We start from the raw sequence: 16546 nt of genomic DNA on the forward strand, positions 1-16546 counted from the left end.
GCAGCCTTTAGCGTGTTAGTTAAGTAGGCGTTGCCAGTCATCTTCGAGCAGGCAGTCGAATTCTCTGCGCCATTCGTTCTGTGAGTTGGCGAACATGGCCAGTACCGTAATGGTTTTAATCTCTTTCAGGGTGACCTCGTCTTCTGCCATCAGCAGAGCCTTGTCGATGACTTCTTCCTGAACGTCGTCATCCAGAATCCCCATGGTCCTCAAGCGGGTTAAGAAGCCGCGGGCATCTGAAGACAGCGCCCGGTTCTCTTCTGTGGTAAAGACCCGGTGACTGAGCGATGGGATGTTCAACGAGGTTTCGCTGCCGGTTGGTGCGCAAAGTGCCTGACTTTCCATCCAGCAGAAAGCAGCATCGATCTCTTCGGCCTCAAAACCAACAGAAAGCAACTCTTCGACAAGATCGTTCTCTGTCGCCATGTCACGATCATCGAGAAAGTATTGGGCGATGAAGCTTACAATTGCCAGGACCCGTTCTCTCAAGCAGACTCCGTTGTACTTTTCAAAGTTTCAGCGTGCCTGGCGACCTCGTATATAACGACCGCCCGGCAGCTTTTCAGCATAATCCTGTAGCTCTAGCTGCAGTAAAATAGCCGAAAGCTCCATAGGTGTCAACCCACTTTCCCCAGCAAGTTCATCGCTGTGACGCGGGTTTAGGTCGAGTTTGGAGAGCACCTTGCTGGCCGGTTCCGAAAGGTTGTAACCTGTTTTTTGACGGTTGAAAGCACTTTTTCTGCTCGCTCCGGTCATGCCAAGAATCTCAAGGACTTCCGAGGCTTCCGTAACCGGATGCGCGCCTTGTTTGATAAGAAGATTTGGTCCATAGCTGGTTTTGCGGTCTATGCCACCGGGGACGGCCATGACGTCTCGCCCCTGCTCGAGGGCGAATTCGGCCGTAATCAGTGAGCCGCTGTTGCAGGCAGCTTCCACGACCAGGGTTGCTTTGCTTAAGCCGCTTATGATGCGATTGCGGCCGGGGAAATGCCCGGGCAAAGGTTCTGTTCCGGGAGCGTATTCGGAGAGCAGTGCGCCTTGCTCTATGATCTTTTGATACAAACTTTTGTTTTCCGGGGGATAAACATGATCGAGACCGCAACCGAGAACGGCCACAGTCTTGCCCACACCATTTATAACACCGCGGTGGGCAGCAGTATCGATGCCGCGGGCAAGGCCACTGCTGATAACAACACCGGCGTCTGCCACCTGCTCAGAAAGTTTTTCGGTGAAACTTCTCCCGACCTCTGTCGGATACCGTGCCCCGACGATGGCAAGATATGGTTCTTCAGGCAGGACACCGCAGCCGTACAGCAGCGCAGGTGGGTCAGAAATCTGGCGGAGGCGCTGAGGATAGCCTGTGTCCCAGAGAGTGATGACCCAGCCGTTCATTTTATTCAGGCTCTGGCAGGACTGTTGTACTGTATCCGCATTCGAGTCAGGGACCAGGTCTGCCAGCCCCTGCCGCAGGCCAGGTAAATTGGGCCATCCTCTCCTGGCGGCTTGAAGTGCGTTTTGAGGTGTTTCGAAATGTTTGATCAGGGAGATCAGGCCGACTCGGCCAAGATTGGGGGTGAGTTGCAAGCGCAACCATGGCAGCAGGTGATCCATAAAATCCCTCCATGCAGACTATGACAAGTGTTCCATTGAATAAAATGACAAATAAGTTCAAACAGAGATCTAAAGATAAAGCATCCCGTTGACAATGCAACAAACGAAAATGAAAATATTCGGCCACTCTGACTAAAATATAACGAGACTTGCTCTTTTTCGGCTTCCCAGGGCTTCTGTGGTGAAGTCTTTAACAGAAAAAAAGGATGGGCCAATAAAATGGCCCATCCTTTTCAACGATTAGGTCTTCCAGAGAGACGTTCCCCAGAGTTATTGGGTCTTGGTCCTGACCTTGTCACCACGATAGAGAGGCAGGTTAGTGGTGCGGGTAATCAACGCCTCGGCAAAGCCCTTGCGAACTTCAAGAACGATGGCATCTCCCAGGTCGATGTCAGGAAGTTCCAAAGCCTTTGTCTTGTCTGCCTGCTCAGTCGCTTCACGCTTACGGTAAAGATCCAGCTCATGACCGACCTGAAGGCCCTCCTCTTCTCCTATGTCGAGGAGAATGACTTCCCACTGGCCCATGGCCAGCTTACCGATATCGTCAGAGACGATGTAGCCTTCAACGACCGTGTCGGAGAAAATACGGGGGATCCGGTCGGGAACCTGCTTGTAGGGGCGCAGTTTGGAGCCACGTTTGATCTCACGGGTGGCCGTGATAATTTCGGCGACCGCAACCGATGGTGTCACCTTTTTAATTTCCAGGGTTCCCAGCTGAATTGTCTGAAAACCGATGGCGTTTTTCTCGAGTTGGTGGCCGAACTTCTTCTCCCCTGCCGGGTGGAAGACTCTTGGCCCCATGGTGATTAACTCGAAGACGTCACCGGGTTTGGTGGCTGCCAGGTCCGCCATCTCGAGAAAAACCTTGTCGCCAACTGTAACCATGACGCGATTGTCGACGGTGTCAACCAGGGTTCCCAATGATTCTTCTTCTTCGGAGCTTATATAGCTGTGAGCTCCGCCATAGGTGGAAATCAGCAAGATTTCATCAGGAGTAACAACGGCTGCGCCAACATCGCTGGTTCCCCCTTCGGTCCCATCTCCGATCGGGATGATTTCGATGCGTCCTTTGTAAATCCGCAACTTCTGGCCCGGATAGATCAGGTGAGGGTTGCCGATATCAGGATTGTTGGACCAGAGGTTCGGCCAGTAATGAGGGTCCTTGATGAAACGCTGGGAAATCCCCCACAAGGTGTCTCCCTGCTCGACCGTGTAGATGATCGGTTCCTCCTTGGCAAGGGCTATCCCCGGCAAGATCATAAGCAGTAAGCAGGCTGTCAGAATAATACGTCTGAAATTCATGTTTCCCCCTAGTCGTGGCAAACGTTTTTTAAGGTATCGTCAGTTTCTGGGCTTTTTGGGTGGCTGTGCTATTCGGATAACGCTGGCCAAGAGTATCAATGGCCTGGCGGGCCTCATCTGTGGCCCCCAGTTGTAATTGTGCAATCGCTATTTTCAAGAGTGCATCCGGATTTTTCGGCGCACTTTGATATTCGCTGAGGACGCGCTCAAATTCCTGAATTGCCAGGGGGTACTGCTGCTGGTTGAAGTAACAGTCACCGAGCCAGAACTGGGCATTGCTAGCATAGCTATTGTTGGGGTAACGTTGCAGGAAGGTTTCGAAACCATGAATTGCTGTCTGGTAGTGACCGGAAGCGTAGTCACCGAAGGCCTGCAGGTAAACCTCTGTCGGTGACCCTTCACCCTGAAGTTGGGGTGAGGTCACCCCTACGGGTTGGGGCCCTCTGCTGGGCTGGTAGGCTCCCGACACCGTTTGCGGCGCGTGGTCCAGGCGCTCGCGCTCGTTGCTCTGACGCTGTAGCTGGTTTTCCAGCTCAGCGACCTTGCGCGACAGTTCGTTTATCGCCTGCTCCTGACTGTTTAGCGAGGAGTGCACCCTGCGCATCTCGAGGGTCAGGTTGCTGGAGGCTGGCACTGTGGCCGGCGGCGCACACGCAGATAGCAGGATGCTGACTGCCGTCACAGCAAATATTCTGTAAATAAGGGTTATCATGTCATTTATTTCGTTGCCGTTAGAATTGAAATTCCCTAAAAATTATAGGCTTTTTCAGCCCTTGTCAAGCATCATGGCGACTGGCCTTGCATCTATGCTTTGCATGAAATATGCCCCGATATGTTAGAGTGGTCATTGATTGACATCTTCTGGAGGTCCCTTTGATAGTTCCTGAACTCCTGGCTCCGGCAGGAAACCTTGAAAAACTGAAGACTGCTCTGCGTTTCGGCGCCGATGCGGTTTACTGTGGAATCGAACAATTCAGCTTGCGCGCGCTGGCCGGGAACCTGACTCTGCAAGAGCTCTCCCAAGGGTGTGAAATTGCGCATTCTCGGGGGAAAAAGCTCTACCTGACGCTGAATGTTTTCCTCCGCCCCGGTGAAGAGATTGCCGCCCGTGAGCTTTTGGAAACTTTGCGGCCAATCCCGGTTGATGCTTATATTCTATCCGACCCCGGGATGCTCCATCTTGTGCACCAGGTTGACCCGGAAAGAGAGGTGCATCTTTCTACGCAGGCCAACACCACCAACGCTCTGGCGGCTCATTTTTGGCAGTCACAGGGCGTTAAACGACTGAACCTGGCCAGAGAGCTGAGTTTAAAGGAAATCTCTGCCGTCGGAGCTTCGGCAGAGATTGAACTCGAAGTCTTCGTGCACGGGGCCATGTGCATGGCTTACTCCGGACGCTGCCTTTTGTCAGCAGGGATGTCGGGGAGAAGCGCCAATAGTGGCAGCTGCAGTCATCCCTGTCGCTGGCAGTACTCTTTGCAGGAGGAGATGCGTCCGGGGGAATATTACCCTGTTGAGGAAGATGAACGCGGTAGCTATATCTTCAACAGTAAAGACCTTTGCCTGATCGATCATCTGCCGGAATTGATTGAGGCGGGTGTCGACAGTCTTAAGATCGAAGGTCGCATGAAGAGTCTTTATTATGTGGCTGCCGTCACCCGGGTCTATCGGGCCGCATTGGATGCCTGGCGTGATGAACCGAAAAATCACCAGAGCGATCCCCAATGGCAAAGAGAACTTGAGGCGGTCAGTCACCGTCCTTACGGGACCGGCTTTCTCTTTGATCAGGATGATGCCTTCGTCAACACTGCAGACAGCCATTACCTGCGAGATTGTGACTTCGTTGGCCTGGTCAAGGAACGGACGGAGTCCGGAGACTGGTTGGTGGAAGGACGCAACCGCTTTCAAGCGGGAGACCGGATTGAGCTGATCGGTCCGGAGATGCGCCAGTCCGAACTGACCTTTGCGGAAGCGACCGATAAAGCCGGTGAAGTTATTACGACGGTGCAGCCGAATGCCCTTGTGAATATGGCGCTCCCCGAAGGCACCCAGCCTGGCGATTTCCTGCGCCGCTGGCGTTAACTTCATTCATGTCTGCCATATCTGCCGGGTGCGGACATCGCAACAGGTGAGTTGCCGACCATAAACACAGCCGGTATCAAGGCCCAGTCGCGTCTCCGCTATAAAGGGCACCTTCAGTGGGGTGTGACCATAGACCACAGTTTTTCCCCAGTCGTAGTCAGAATTGATGAACTCGCGACGTATCCAGAGCAGGTCGCTGCGGTCCTGTTTTGCCAGGGCTAAACCGGGGCGCAGTCCAGCATGGACGAAAATGTAATCATTCGTTTCATAAACATCTCTGAGTGTGTTAATGAAGTTGCGGTGTGACTCCGGGATTGGCCACATCTCTGCCTGCTGGTAGCTGTCTAAAGTCTTCGTTCCACCGTTGATGAGAAAAGCCGTTGGATCACGCCCCTCAAGGTAATCGCTAAACATCTGTTCATGGTTGCCGCGTAGAAATACCGTTGAAGGGAAGGTTTTGCCAAACTCGAGCAGATAATCGATCACGCCAAAACTGGCAGGCCCTCGATCAACGTAATCCCCCAGGAAGACAACCTGGTCTGCAAGGTTTGGTATGACCTGCTCCATCAACGTTTTGAGTTGATGCAGGCACCCATGGATGTCGCCAACGGCAAGCAGGCGTTTGGGTAAGTATGTTGGATTTGACATCACCTTTCCATTGTACCTGCTCTCGTGCATATGTGAAGAGCCGGAAAAGCTTGTTTACCCCCTGCAACCCTTGCATAATGTGACTGTGCTCATGTTTAATACACTCCTTTTTGTGAGTTGAACGATGCGTATAAAACTTATTGCCAATCCGGTTAGTGGAGGCGATGCCCGCCCGCGCATTGAACTTGCGCGCGGGGCTCTGGAAAGGTGTGGCGCCGAAGTGGACCTCTACCTTACAGGCGCTCGTGGCGACGCCCGAAAGGCCGCTGCGCAAGCTTTGACTGAGGGGTACGATCGAGTCGTTGCCGCCGGTGGCGATGGCACTCTCAACGAGGTGGTCAATGGCATTTCCTCACCTGGACTGCCGATTGCTTTTCTGCCTTTCGGTACAGTCAATGTGTTTGCTCTTGAAGCCGGGATTCCCAAACAACTGGAAGCCGCATGTGCTTTGGCAGTGAGGGGCTCGGCACGTTTGATCACTCTCGGTTCACTCAATGAAGAATTCTTTCTGCTCATGGTGAGTGCCGGTTGGGATGCCGAAGCCGTTGCGCAGGTAAGGACTGGGCTCAAAAAACGTATTGGCCGCATGGCCTATGCCGTCAGTGCCCTGGAGGTTTTCTTGCGAAAAACTCCAGCTCCTGTGCAAATCATTACAGCGGAGGGTCAACAGCATAGTGGTTTTGGTGTGGTCATCAGCAACTGTCGGCATTACGGTGGCCGTTACCTAGTGACTCCCAAAGCGTCAATGTTTAGTGATGAGCTCGAAGTCTGCTTGCTGCGACAGGGCGGTCGTCTGGCCATGGTCAGATTCGCTATCAATATCGCGTTGCAACGACCTCTCCATGAGCCTCTGGTGGAGTTTTTAACTCTTTCTTCTGTTGAGTTGAAAGGAGACTTTGTCGCCGTTCAGGTTGATGGTGATGTTGCCGAGCCCTTACCCGCGAAAATCAAGGCTGTACCGCGAGCGGTCAGCATGGTTTTACCCGCAGCCTGTAAATGAATTGTGAAGGATTGATTTATGTCGACTATTCTCTTAAGTGAAAAAGTTTACCGGGGGCGCATCCTGGATGTTGCGCTGGAGAAACACGCGATGCCGAATGGGCGGCAGTCGAATTTTGAGATCATTCGCCATCCTGGCGGGGCAGCTGTCCTGCCGGTTCTTCCCGACGGGCAGGTTCTGTTGATCCGGCAGTTCCGCCCGGCGATCGGTGCGATGGTTTATGAAATTCCTGCCGGACGACTGGAACCGAATGAATCGCCGGAAGAATGTGCCGGTCGTGAGCTGATCGAGGAAGTAGGCTACTGCGCCGCGCAGATCACACCCCTGGGAGGCTTCTGGAGTACGGTCGGCTTTTGTGATGAATACATTCATCTGTTTCTTGGCAAGGAGTTGACTGTTGCAGAGCAGGCCCTGGAGCCTGACGAGGTGATTGAGCTTTGTCCCATGCATCTTGACGAGGCTCTGCAGAGAGTCAATAACGGTGAAATTCTTGATAGCAAAACGCAGCTGGCTTTGTTGCGCTACCAGTTGTCTTGTACGGAGAATAACGAGTGAGCGGTCTGCCGGAATTTTATGCCTCAACCCTGGATTTGCCCTTTAACCGGGCCTGTCTCTACAGTCAATTTGTTCTGGAGAGTCCCACTGTTGATCCTGGTGGTATGGGTTATGGCCTGTTGCTGCGCGGCAATATGCTGTTGGTGGAAAAAACTCCGCAGAGCGCCAAGCTTCCTTATGGAGAATGGGGCGAGTATCCGTCAATCTACCTCGGCCTTTGGCAGGGCAAACCCTGTCGATTGATTGCTCTCGAAGGTGGCGTCCCCATACCTGAAGGTCTTGAACCCTTAGGTTTGCTGGATGACAAACCACTCCTGCCGATTGAGTTGCTTTCTCTCGGTGGTATAGGGCGCATGATTTTGCACTGGCGGGCGCGTAGCAGCTTTTGTGGCTACTGTGGCCAGCCGACTGATTGGATGTCTGGCGAGTGGGGGCGCAAATGTAATAGCTGCGGTGCACACACTTTCCCTGCCATCCATCCCTGTGCCATCGTTCTCGTTCGCAGGCCGGGGCAAGTCCTCTTGACCCGCAAAGCGGAGTGGGCGCCCAATCGTTACAGCCTGGTGGCTGGTTTTCAGGAGTTTGGTGAGTCTCTGGAAGAAACAGCGATTCGCGAGATTGCCGAGGAGACCGGGATTGTAGCCAACAATGTTCGCTATGTTGGCAGCCAGTGCTGGCCTTTCCCGAGCCAGGTGATGGTTGGGTTCGTTGCCGATTATGTCGGTGGAGAAGTCGAAGTCGATACGACAGAACTTGACGACGCGCGCTGGTTTTCTGTTAATAACCTGCCGGCGCTACCGCCCAAACGCAGCATCGCCCGTTATATCCTGGATACCGCGATGGAGCAGTCATGAGCCCGGACAAGGTGTTCAGCAAGCGTTATTTTCAGATGCCGCGTGCCGAGATCGGTCATCTGCGTTTCATTCTGGAAAGTTACGATGGCTTGGCTTTCGCGCGGACGCTTGATAACCAGCGTGCACTCGTGGAGATCGCCTATCCGCCAAGTCGCAGACATGATGTTGAGCCGTTGCTCGAGGCGCTTGCTGTTGAGATTGGTCTACAGGCAGTGGCTGCTCCAGCTGTTGTGCCGCCACTTTAAACCATTTTGAACCTGGTCCAGAAAGCTTTCAACACGGAGGCAAAGAGCACACAGGGAAAAGCATGGTCTTGGGCTTGCGAGAACGATCACTGTTTGCTGCGGAGAGCTGAGAAAACTAGAGTGTAATAAGCTCAATCTCCGGTGTGTCGAGCAGCGCTTTCTTGACCGCACACTGATCGGTGGCACGGATAATTGCGCTGCGGTATTTGTCAGGGAAGTCTTTCGGCAGCTGCATGGTGATTTCCACCCGGTCGAGTCTTTTTGTCTCGGCGTCGTGTTCGGCCGTCAGTTGCAGGCGCAGGCCCTCCGTTGATAGGTCCCGCTGCTGACAGAAACGCAGAGCGAAAAATCCGGCACAGGTGCCGAGGGAGGCGAGAAAAAAATCGAAAGGCGAGGGTGCCGAATTCTGGCCACCATTTTTTTCAGGTTGGTCCGTAGCGATCTCGAAACCATTGAATTGTGCATTAACCTGAACGCCGCCGGGAAAAGTGATTTCCATCATTGCTGTAAACCTCCGTGCCTATTACGATGGAGCCCTTCGTTGCTGTTTTGTGAAAAGTAATGCTAGTATGTCGCCATTCTAAATGCTGCCTCTGGTCCTTGTGCACAGATGCAAAGGCGCTGACTCGCTGATCTATCCAGGTAGACAGGTTGACTCATGAAGCCCATTCTTGATTTTTTCAGCTCGGTAAAACTGACCTTGGCCTTGTTGCTCGGTCTTTCAGCTGTTGCTGTTTTCGGTACGATCTGGCCGGTCGAGCAAGGTACGATACTGCGTTTCGAACTATATTTCCAGTCTCTATGGTTTCGTCTACTGCTAGGCCTCTTGGCACTTAACCTTTCAGCTTGTACCTGGCAGACATTTGTCCGGGTTTTGGGTGAGAAAAAACGGCTGCTTGGCCAGTTGAAAAACGCTGACCCTGCCATGCAAAAAACGGATCACGACCTTGTTTCTCAGGACATTGATGAGCTGTCCAGCCGCTTGCAGGAGCAGGGCTATAGCGTGACCCTCACGGGTGACAGGCTGCTCGCTCGCCGCGGTGTGATTGGACGTTGGGCTTTGCCGATCCTGCATCTCTCGATTCTGGTGATCATGGTCGGGGCTCTGGCGGCTCAACTCGGCTTTGTCGGTACCCTGAATCTCTATGTAACTCACCAGAGTGAAGAGTATTTTGATTGGGCGAGCGAAACGGATGTGCCGCTCGGTTTTACTTTTCGCCTTGATCATTTTGAGCCTCAATATTATCCGATTGATCTGCGTTTTGCCACCTACGACAAGAAAACCCGAAAGCAGCTGCAGGAGTTCACGACCCGTGAAGGGGAAAGGGTGGACATCTCTCCCGGGTTAAGTGTGCAGGTGCAGCGTTTTTTCCCTGATGAACAGCATCTTGTCCTCGGCGTTTTGCGAGAAGGTGTTCTGGTCGGTGAGTACCATAGTTTGAGCGGAGAGCGGACTTATCCCAACAATATTGATCTTGGTGTCGAGATCAAGCTGACAGCTTTCCGTGACCCACTGCTCAAGCAGTTGCACTGTGAAGTCTCCATTCTGGAGAATGACGAGGTCGTGCGGCAGGGGATTATCGAGGTCAATACACCTCTGGTTCACCGTGGCGTGGCGATTTACCAGACGGCTTACAGCCGTGATGCCTCTGGGTTCTGGACCTGTGGCTTCCAATTGTCCAAAGACCCGGGTGAACCCTTGGTCTGGTTGGGAAGCGTTGTCTTGACCTTGGCGATTCTTCTGGTTTTCTTTGCCCGCTTTTCTGCCGTGGGGGTTGTGCCGATTGGACATGCTTTTTGTTTGCGGCCTTTGGCGGGTTTTCGTGGCGAGGTTGGTCAGGAAAGGTTGCGCGGGTTGGCTGCTGCGATCGGACGGCAGGCTCCCAATGATTGAGACGGACATGTGAAGTGATTCGAGAGCGTCGGGCTGACCCGCCTCTATCCGCTGTAACGTAAAAGCGCCCCGAAAACTTCCGGGGCGCTTTTAATTTCTATATGTGTCTGTGCGATTCCCGTCGTGGGAATCAGTATCGGGTCACCCTGTTGCTGTGGCCCGTGTTTTGTCTAAGGTTTTTTGGATGGGAATTCCCTTGAGTAGCCTGGTGGATCAGAGATCAACATAAAATCTTCCTCCTTCTGTGTATCCAAGAGACCTCTTCCTTCATTTGAGGTCTCACTAACTATACCACATAAAAGGATCTGTAAGTCTATGTTTGGGAAAGATTTTTTTGTTGGTTACCACTTTTTATCCCCAGGGCCCAATCTCAGCTGCTCGGCACAAGCCTGGCCGAGGGCAACCGGATCGGTTGAAGCGAGAATGCCGATATTGGGAACGCTCGGGGCGTCGGAGTGGCCGTAACAGCCACAAGACGGAGAAACCCGGGCGATAAAATTGACAAAGAGAGCCTTTTTCTCTTTGCCGGTTATTACCCCCAGAGAATATTCCGCCATTTTTTTCGTTAGACGGAAAGATTCCCGTTATGAAGTGGTCCTACTGCCCTGTTTGTGATGTTTGCTTGCCAAGCTGACCATAAGCTTCAACTTTGCCGTTGACAATGTGAACATAGTAACGCTCCCAAAACCGGTTGGGAGGGATGTACCAAAGGTATTCTTCGCTGCCGCTGCCGGAGGCGTTGCTCGGTTTCCCCATTTGCTGCATGACTTCAGCTTTGTTCATGCCGAGTTCAATTTTGTGCATGCCGATCCACGGTGAACAGCCGCCAAGCAGCAGGAGCAGTCCAAGCAAAAGTATAAACTTGCGCATTCTTTTCCTCCCTCAAATGAGTACAAAGTGTACAGACAATGTCATAGATTTTCGGTGATGGCTTCCGTCTCTTCCTTGCGCAGGTAAACCGTTGTGCTCGGGAAGGCGATCTCCAGTCCCAACTCTTCCAGGGTGTCCATGATTTTCAGGCAAACGTCCTCGCGGGCATCAAGATAATCTCCCCAGACGGTTGTGGTGGTGAAGCAATAGACCATGATGTCGAGAGACGAGGCGCCGAAGTCGGTAAAGTTGACGAGGAAAAAATCTTGGTCAATGGCCGGGTGAGCTTTTAGTAGCTCTCGAATCCGGCTGATCGCTTCACGCATCTGACTGGGCGTGGTCTCGTAGGTGACACCGACGGTGAGTCGAATCCTGCGTTTCGGCATGCGGCTGAAATTGTCGAGAGCCATATTGGCGATAATGTTGTTGGGTACGGAAATCAAGGTCTTTGCGAAGGTGCGGATTTTGGTGGATCGAAAGCCGACTTCTTCTACAGTCCCTTCCATATCCCCGGCCTTGACCCAGTCGCCGACATGAAAAGGCCGGTCAAAGATGATCATCAGTGAGCCGAAGATGTTGGAGACCGTGTCTTTTGCCGCAAGGGCGAAGGCTAACCCGCCGATGCCGAGAGAAGCGATGATCCCGGTTACCGGGTAGCCAAAAGTCTGGATGGCCATGAGTGCGGCCATGATAACAATAAAAATGCGCAGGCTTTTCCGTAGCAGGGGGGCGAGATGGTCGTCGAGGGCCGACTCGGTGCTCTCGGCCCACTTTGTCAGGTAATGATCGACCATGTCGACAAGGTTGAAGAAGAACCATGCGACGTCGAAGATAACCAGTGCTTTGAGTATTGAGGTTGCCAGACCGTCGACATCAAAGGGCTTGCCGGGGAGTTGCAGGATTTCGACGGCGATGAAAAGCCCGATCAAAAAAATGAGAAATTCTGAGGGCTTCTGAAGGCAGATTAAAAAGCGGTCGTCAAGCTCTCGTTTGGTCTTTTGCGTTAGCGGCAGAATGACCTTGATAAGAAAATAGGCGAAGACTTTTTTTGCGATATAGGCAACCAGAATAATGCCAAACGCCGTGACATATTGGCCGATGGTGATACCCAGGATCTGATTGTTCATCCACTCTGGCATTGTGCCCTCCCTGAAGGCTAACAAATCAACTAATTCAAGGCCTTAAGCTATCAGATGAAATACTCAAAAGCAAGGTTGTGAAGACTCCCCTAAAAAAACTCCATGACGCAAGTGATTCTGTATGTTTATGGTAGAATGGTTACGATAGAAAATAGTGAATATTGTATATGGTTAGAGTGAAGGGAGAGAATACGTTATGAGTAACGACAGTTTGAACAGTTTTAAGAGCCGTCAAAGCCTCGATGTGGACGGTGCCAGCTACGAATATTACAGCCTCGAAAGTTTCGCTGCAAAACGCGGCGAGGTCAAGCGTTTGCCACTTACGCTCAAAGTGCTTTTGGAAAATCTTTTACGCAATGAAGATGGTGATTCGGTGACGGAAAAAGATATTAATGCCGTGGTCGACTGGCTCGATCAACGCAGCTCCGATCATGAAATTGCCTTTCGTCCAGCGCGAGTGCTGATGCAGGATTTTACCGGTGTCCCAGCGGTCGTTGATTTGGCCGCGATGCGCGATGCAGTGACTCGTGTTGGCGGCGACCCGCAAAAGATTAACCCCCAGATCCCGGTGGACCTGGTCATCGATCACTCGGTTATGGTCGACAAGTATGCCATGCCGGAAGCCTTTGCCTATAACGTTGATAAAGAGATGGAGCGTAATCGTGAGCGTTATGCTTTTCTGCGTTGGGGCCAGCTGGCCTTCGATAACTTCCGTGTTGTGCCACCTGGCACAGGTATTTGTCACCAGGTAAATCTTGAATACCTAGCCCGCACGGTCTGGTCGGAAGAGCGAGATGGTAAGAAGGTCGCTTATCCTGACACCCTGGTGGGCACTGACAGTCACACGACGATGATCAATGGCCTGGCCGTTCTCGGCTGGGGGGTTGGTGGTATCGAAGCCGAGGCGGCGATGCTCGGTCAGCCGGTGTCGATGATTATCCCCGAAGTCGTTGGTTTCCGTATGACCGGAAGTTTGAAAGAGGGTGTTACGGCAACGGATCTTGTCCTGACCGTGACCCAGATTTTACGCCAGTTCGGCGTGGTTGGGAAATTCGTCGAATTTTTCGGTGACGGTCTGGCGAAACTGCCTTTGGCTGACCGTGCAACGATCGCCAATATGGCTCCTGAGTATGGAGCGACCTGTGGCTGGTTCCCGATCGATGATGTCACTCTCGATTACCTGCGGCTTTCCAACCGTGATGATGCAACAGTGGCTCTGGTTGAAGCTTATGCTAAAGAGCAGGATTTGTGGCGTTACGAAGGCATGGCTGACCCTGAGTACACAGCCGTTCTTGAACTTGATCTGAATACAGTCATGCCAAGTCTTGCCGGGCCGAAGCGGCCCCAGGACCGTGTTGATCTCGAAGCGATGAAAGAAGCTACGCATGCTGTTATCCCGGCGGAGGCCGTGGCCAAGACAGCTCCTGTTGAGGATGCTGACTTTAGTTTGAATCAGGGAGATGTTGTGATCGCGGCGATCACCTCATGTACCAACACCTCCAACCCGGCGGTGATGATGGGGGCGGGGCTGGTCGCAAAAAAAGCGGTTGAAAAAGGCCTTGTCCAGAAGCCCTGGGTTAAAACCTCGCTGGCGCCCGGTTCCAAGGTCGTGACCGACTACCTGGAAAAAGCCGGCCTGCAAACTTACCTTGATCAGATCGGTTTTCACGTGGTCGGCTATGGGTGTACCACCTGTATCGGTAACTCCGGGCCCTTAACCGGACCGATTGCTGACGCGATCGCAGACAATGACATGACCGTCTGCTCAGTTCTTTCCGGCAATCGCAACTTTGAGGGTCGTGTTCATTCGCACACCAAGGCCAACTGGCTGGCGTCCCCGCCGCTGGTGGTGGCTTATGCCCTGGCCGGTAACACCTGCATTGACCTGACCAAAGACCCTCTGGGGCAAGATCCGCAAGGGAATGATGTCTATCTGAAAGACATCTGGCCAAGTGATGAAGAGGTGGCCGAGATGGTCAAGCTGGTTTCAGCTGACATGTTCCGCGAAAAGTACGCCGATGTCTTTGCCGGTGAAGAGAGTTGGCGTAGTCTGCCGGTCCCGGAAGGTGAGACTTATGACTGGGATGACAAGTCCACTTATGTCAGGGAACCCTCGTTTTTCGAGGTCCGCGACGAAATGGCCATCGGTCTGGAAAGTTTCTCCGGGGCACGACTTCTGGCCCTGCTCGGTGACTCGATCACCACGGATCACATCTCGCCGGCCGGCACAATCCTGGCGAGTAGCCCTGCCGGTGTTTATCTTCGTGAACGTGGCATAGGTCCGGCGGATTTCAACTCGTATGGCTCGCGGCGCGGCAATCATGAAGTGATGATGCGTGGGACTTTTGCCAATATACGTTTAAAAAATGAATTGGTGCCCGGCGTTGAAGGCGGCTTTACCAGGGCTTTGCCTGATGACGATCAAGTCAGCATTTTTGATGCTGCAATGACACATGCCGAGGCAAAGACGCCTCTGATCATTATCGCCGGCAAGGAATACGGCACTGGATCCAGTCGCGACTGGGCCGCCAAGGGCACCCTCCTGCTCGGCGTGAAAGCGGTGGTCACGGAGAGCTACGAAAGAATTCATCGATCCAACCTGGTGGGCATGGGGATTGTGCCGTTACAGTTCAAAAACGGTGACAGCCGCAAGACTCTCGCCATCGATGGCAGTGAAACTTTTGACCTCGTTGGTCAGTCTAACGAACTTGAGCCAGGACAGGATCTCACCTTACGTATCAATCGTGCTGATGGCAGCAGCCAGGATGTTGTTGTGACCTGTCGGATTGATACGGTGAATGAGGTGCAATATTTCCAGAGTGGTGGGATTTTGAATTATGTGTTGCGCAATTTGATGCAGTAGATGCGGTGTTGCGAGTGGAAGAACTTGCACTTGAGAATGGTATCGACAAGAAATGCAAGGGCAACAGGTTTATCGCCTGTTGCCCTTTGCCGTAGCGTTGTAGAAATTGATTACGCAGATAATCGATCGAGAAACTCCACAATCTTCGGCGTAAACTTCTCCGGCTCCACCAGGAATGAATCATGCCCGTATTCTGAATGAATCAGATGATACTCAGCTGGTTTGTTCTGTTTGTGCAGTTCCGTAATCAATTCTTCCGTCTGGTAGGGAGCATAGAGCCAGTCGGATGTGAACGCAAACCATAGTGATGGACACTCCAGGTTGCTTAATGCTTCTTCCAGGCTGTCGAAACCCCAGCTGATATCGTAAAGGTCGAGGGATTTGGCCAGATAGAGGAAGCTGTTGGTGTCAAAACGGTCAACAAAATTGCGACCGTTGTAAGTCAGGTAGCGTTCAATCTCAAACTGGCCGAAAAAATCAAACTGACCATCTCGGGCGGAGAATCTGCGACCGAACTTGAGGTTCATCGATGGGTCGGAGAGGAACGAGATGTGGCCCACTGCACGAGCCAGGGCCAGTCCCTCTGCAGGTGGATGTTCAGGCTTGTAGTTGCCTTTGCGCCACATGGGGTCGTTATAGATCGCCTGACGGGCCAATGCGTTCAGGGCAATGGCCATGGGCGAAGGCTTTCCGGTTCCGGCAATCGGTATAATGGAGCGAACCCGCTCGGGGTAGTGGACGCCCCACTCCATCGCTTGCATCGCGCCCATGCTGCCACCGACAACGGTGAGCAGTTTGTCGATGCCGAGGTGATCCAGAAGCAATTGTTGGGCACGCACCATGTCACGAACCATGATGACAGGAAACTGCAGATTATAGGGCTTGCCGGTTCTGGGGTTGGTGCTGGTCGGGCCCGTTGAGCCGAAACAGGAGCCGATAACGTTTGAGCAGATGATGAAATAGCGGTCGGTGTCGAGTACCTTGCCCGGGCCGATCATGTCATCCCACCAGCCTGGTTTGCGGTCTTCCTGGGTGTGACGTCCGGCAGCGTGGGCGTCTCCGGTCCAGGCATGGGCGACCAGGATGGCGTTGCTCTTATTGCTATTCAGCTGGCCATAGGTCTCGTAGGCAAGCGTAATCGGCCCGAGAAGGCGACCGCTCTCCAGCCGTAGTTCGACATCGAAGTTAACCTGATGCTTTTTAACGATGCCCAATTCGCTCATGTTCTGCCTGAAGTCATGCAAATAAAAAGGCCCCTTCCATAAAAATGAGAAGGGGCCAGCGGATACATTGAGTTGTGGTATCGCGGGCTCCGTCCTCATCTCCCCCACCGGAAAATTCCGACGAGTTGGATTTAGCACCTGACACCCCTTCGCATGTCGCTGCGACGGGTCGGTTGCTGTGGCTTCAAAGGGCCTGTCCCTCCACCACTCTTGATAAAGACGTGTTGCTATGTTGGCGAAACTCTAACGAAAAGTGTCTA

At 52.8% G+C, this 16546-nt stretch carries 16 protein-coding genes, 1 pseudogene and 1 riboswitch; of the genes and pseudogenes, 7 read left to right on the plus strand and 10 right to left on the minus strand.

Translation table 11 applies throughout. The annotated features are described in order from the left end of the window. Positions 1 to 15 precede the first annotated feature (15 nt). The 4 genes from P9J64_09700 to ybgF all read right to left on the minus strand — a co-directional run bounded on the left by P9J64_09700 (position 16) and on the right by ybgF (position 3625). Positions 16 to 489, minus strand: coding sequence for a DUF494 family protein (locus P9J64_09700; protein MDG5468589.1), 474 nt, complete (start codon positions 487 to 489; stop codon positions 16 to 18). A gap of 27 nt (positions 490 to 516) precedes the next feature. After that, positions 517 to 1611 (minus strand): DNA-processing protein DprA, encoded by a 1095-nt coding sequence (gene dprA, locus P9J64_09705; GenBank protein ID MDG5468590.1) that lies wholly within the window; start codon positions 1609 to 1611, stop codon positions 517 to 519. 270 nt (positions 1612 to 1881) lie between these two features. Continuing rightward, entirely contained in the window at positions 1882 to 2913 is a 1032-nt protein-coding gene (locus tag P9J64_09710) for a LysM domain-containing protein (protein ID MDG5468591.1), read from the minus strand. A 28-nt stretch (positions 2914 to 2941) separates the two neighbouring features. Then, on the minus strand, positions 2942 to 3625 hold the full coding sequence (gene ybgF / locus P9J64_09715; protein ID MDG5468592.1) for a tol-pal system protein YbgF: 684 nt from the start codon (positions 3623 to 3625) through the stop codon (positions 2942 to 2944). 161 nt (positions 3626 to 3786) lie between these two features. Between ybgF and P9J64_09720 the strand changes: the two genes are divergently transcribed. After that, a complete protein-coding gene (locus P9J64_09720; protein ID MDG5468593.1) occupies positions 3787 to 4995 on the plus strand; it encodes a U32 family peptidase C-terminal domain-containing protein in 1209 nt (402 codons plus the stop codon). A 6-nt stretch (positions 4996 to 5001) separates the two neighbouring features. Here P9J64_09720 and P9J64_09725 read toward each other — a convergent pair whose 3' ends face one another. Then, positions 5002 to 5643 (minus strand): metallophosphoesterase family protein, encoded by a 642-nt coding sequence (locus tag P9J64_09725; GenBank protein ID MDG5468594.1) that lies wholly within the window; start codon positions 5641 to 5643, stop codon positions 5002 to 5004. 124 nt (positions 5644 to 5767) lie between these two features. Here P9J64_09725 and P9J64_09730 point away from each other — a divergent pair, with 124 nt between their 5' ends. The 4 genes from P9J64_09730 to P9J64_09745 are packed head-to-tail and all read left to right on the plus strand — an operon-like array spanning position 5768 to position 8297. Beyond that, entirely contained in the window at positions 5768 to 6643 is an 876-nt protein-coding gene (locus P9J64_09730) for a diacylglycerol kinase family lipid kinase (GenBank protein ID MDG5468595.1), read from the plus strand. Between the two features lie 18 nt (positions 6644 to 6661). Continuing rightward, positions 6662 to 7198 carry an NUDIX hydrolase gene (locus P9J64_09735; protein ID MDG5468596.1) on the plus strand — a complete coding sequence of 179 codons (537 nt, stop codon included), beginning with the start codon at positions 6662 to 6664 and terminating at the stop codon, positions 7196 to 7198. Further along, entirely contained in the window at positions 7195 to 8052 is an 858-nt protein-coding gene (gene nudC / locus P9J64_09740) for an NAD(+) diphosphatase (protein ID MDG5468597.1), read from the plus strand. Before P9J64_09735 ends, nudC begins: the two co-directional genes overlap by 4 nt. Continuing rightward, positions 8049 to 8297: a DUF4911 domain-containing protein gene (locus tag P9J64_09745; GenBank protein ID MDG5468598.1), complete on the plus strand. Its 249-nt coding sequence runs from the start codon at positions 8049 to 8051 to the stop codon at positions 8295 to 8297. Before nudC ends, P9J64_09745 begins: the two co-directional genes overlap by 4 nt. A gap of 115 nt (positions 8298 to 8412) precedes the next feature. Here the strand turns inward: P9J64_09745 and P9J64_09750 are convergent, their stop codons facing one another. Continuing rightward, complete coding sequence (locus P9J64_09750; protein ID MDG5468599.1) at positions 8413 to 8799, minus strand: OsmC family protein; 387 nt, start codon at positions 8797 to 8799, stop codon at positions 8413 to 8415. 156 nt (positions 8800 to 8955) lie between these two features. On the opposite strand from P9J64_09750, the gene P9J64_09755 reads away from it, so the two are divergent. After that, positions 8956 to 10191 (plus strand): cytochrome c biogenesis protein ResB, encoded by a 1236-nt coding sequence (locus tag P9J64_09755; protein ID MDG5468600.1) that lies wholly within the window; start codon positions 8956 to 8958, stop codon positions 10189 to 10191. 341 nt (positions 10192 to 10532) lie between these two features. Here the strand turns inward: P9J64_09755 and P9J64_09760 are convergent. From P9J64_09760 to P9J64_09770, 3 genes and pseudogenes are all read right to left on the minus strand, one after another. Next, positions 10533 to 10751: pseudogene (locus P9J64_09760) on the minus strand (DUF362 domain-containing protein). Between the two features lie 37 nt (positions 10752 to 10788). Further along, positions 10789 to 11061, minus strand: a complete 273-nt coding sequence (locus P9J64_09765; protein MDG5468601.1) for a hypothetical protein — start codon at positions 11059 to 11061, stop codon at positions 10789 to 10791. A gap of 41 nt (positions 11062 to 11102) precedes the next feature. Beyond that, entirely contained in the window at positions 11103 to 12200 is a 1098-nt protein-coding gene (locus P9J64_09770) for a mechanosensitive ion channel family protein (protein MDG5468602.1), read from the minus strand. Positions 12201 to 12396: 196 nt separating this feature from the next. Between P9J64_09770 and acnA the strand changes: the two genes are divergently transcribed. Beyond that, complete coding sequence (acnA, locus tag P9J64_09775; GenBank protein MDG5468603.1) at positions 12397 to 15063, plus strand: aconitate hydratase AcnA; 2667 nt, start codon at positions 12397 to 12399, stop codon at positions 15061 to 15063. 110 nt (positions 15064 to 15173) lie between these two features. Here the strand turns inward: acnA and P9J64_09780 are convergent, their stop codons facing one another. After that, complete coding sequence (locus P9J64_09780; protein MDG5468604.1) at positions 15174 to 16286, minus strand: homoserine O-acetyltransferase; 1113 nt, start codon at positions 16284 to 16286, stop codon at positions 15174 to 15176. A 92-nt stretch (positions 16287 to 16378) separates the two neighbouring features. Beyond that, a riboswitch (SAM riboswitch) is annotated at positions 16379 to 16506 on the minus strand. Positions 16507 to 16546 lie beyond the last annotated feature (40 nt).

The organism is Deltaproteobacteria bacterium IMCC39524, from assembly GCA_029667085.1.
In the GTDB taxonomy this organism is placed as follows: Bacteria; Desulfobacterota; Desulfuromonadia; order Desulfuromonadales; family BM103; genus M0040.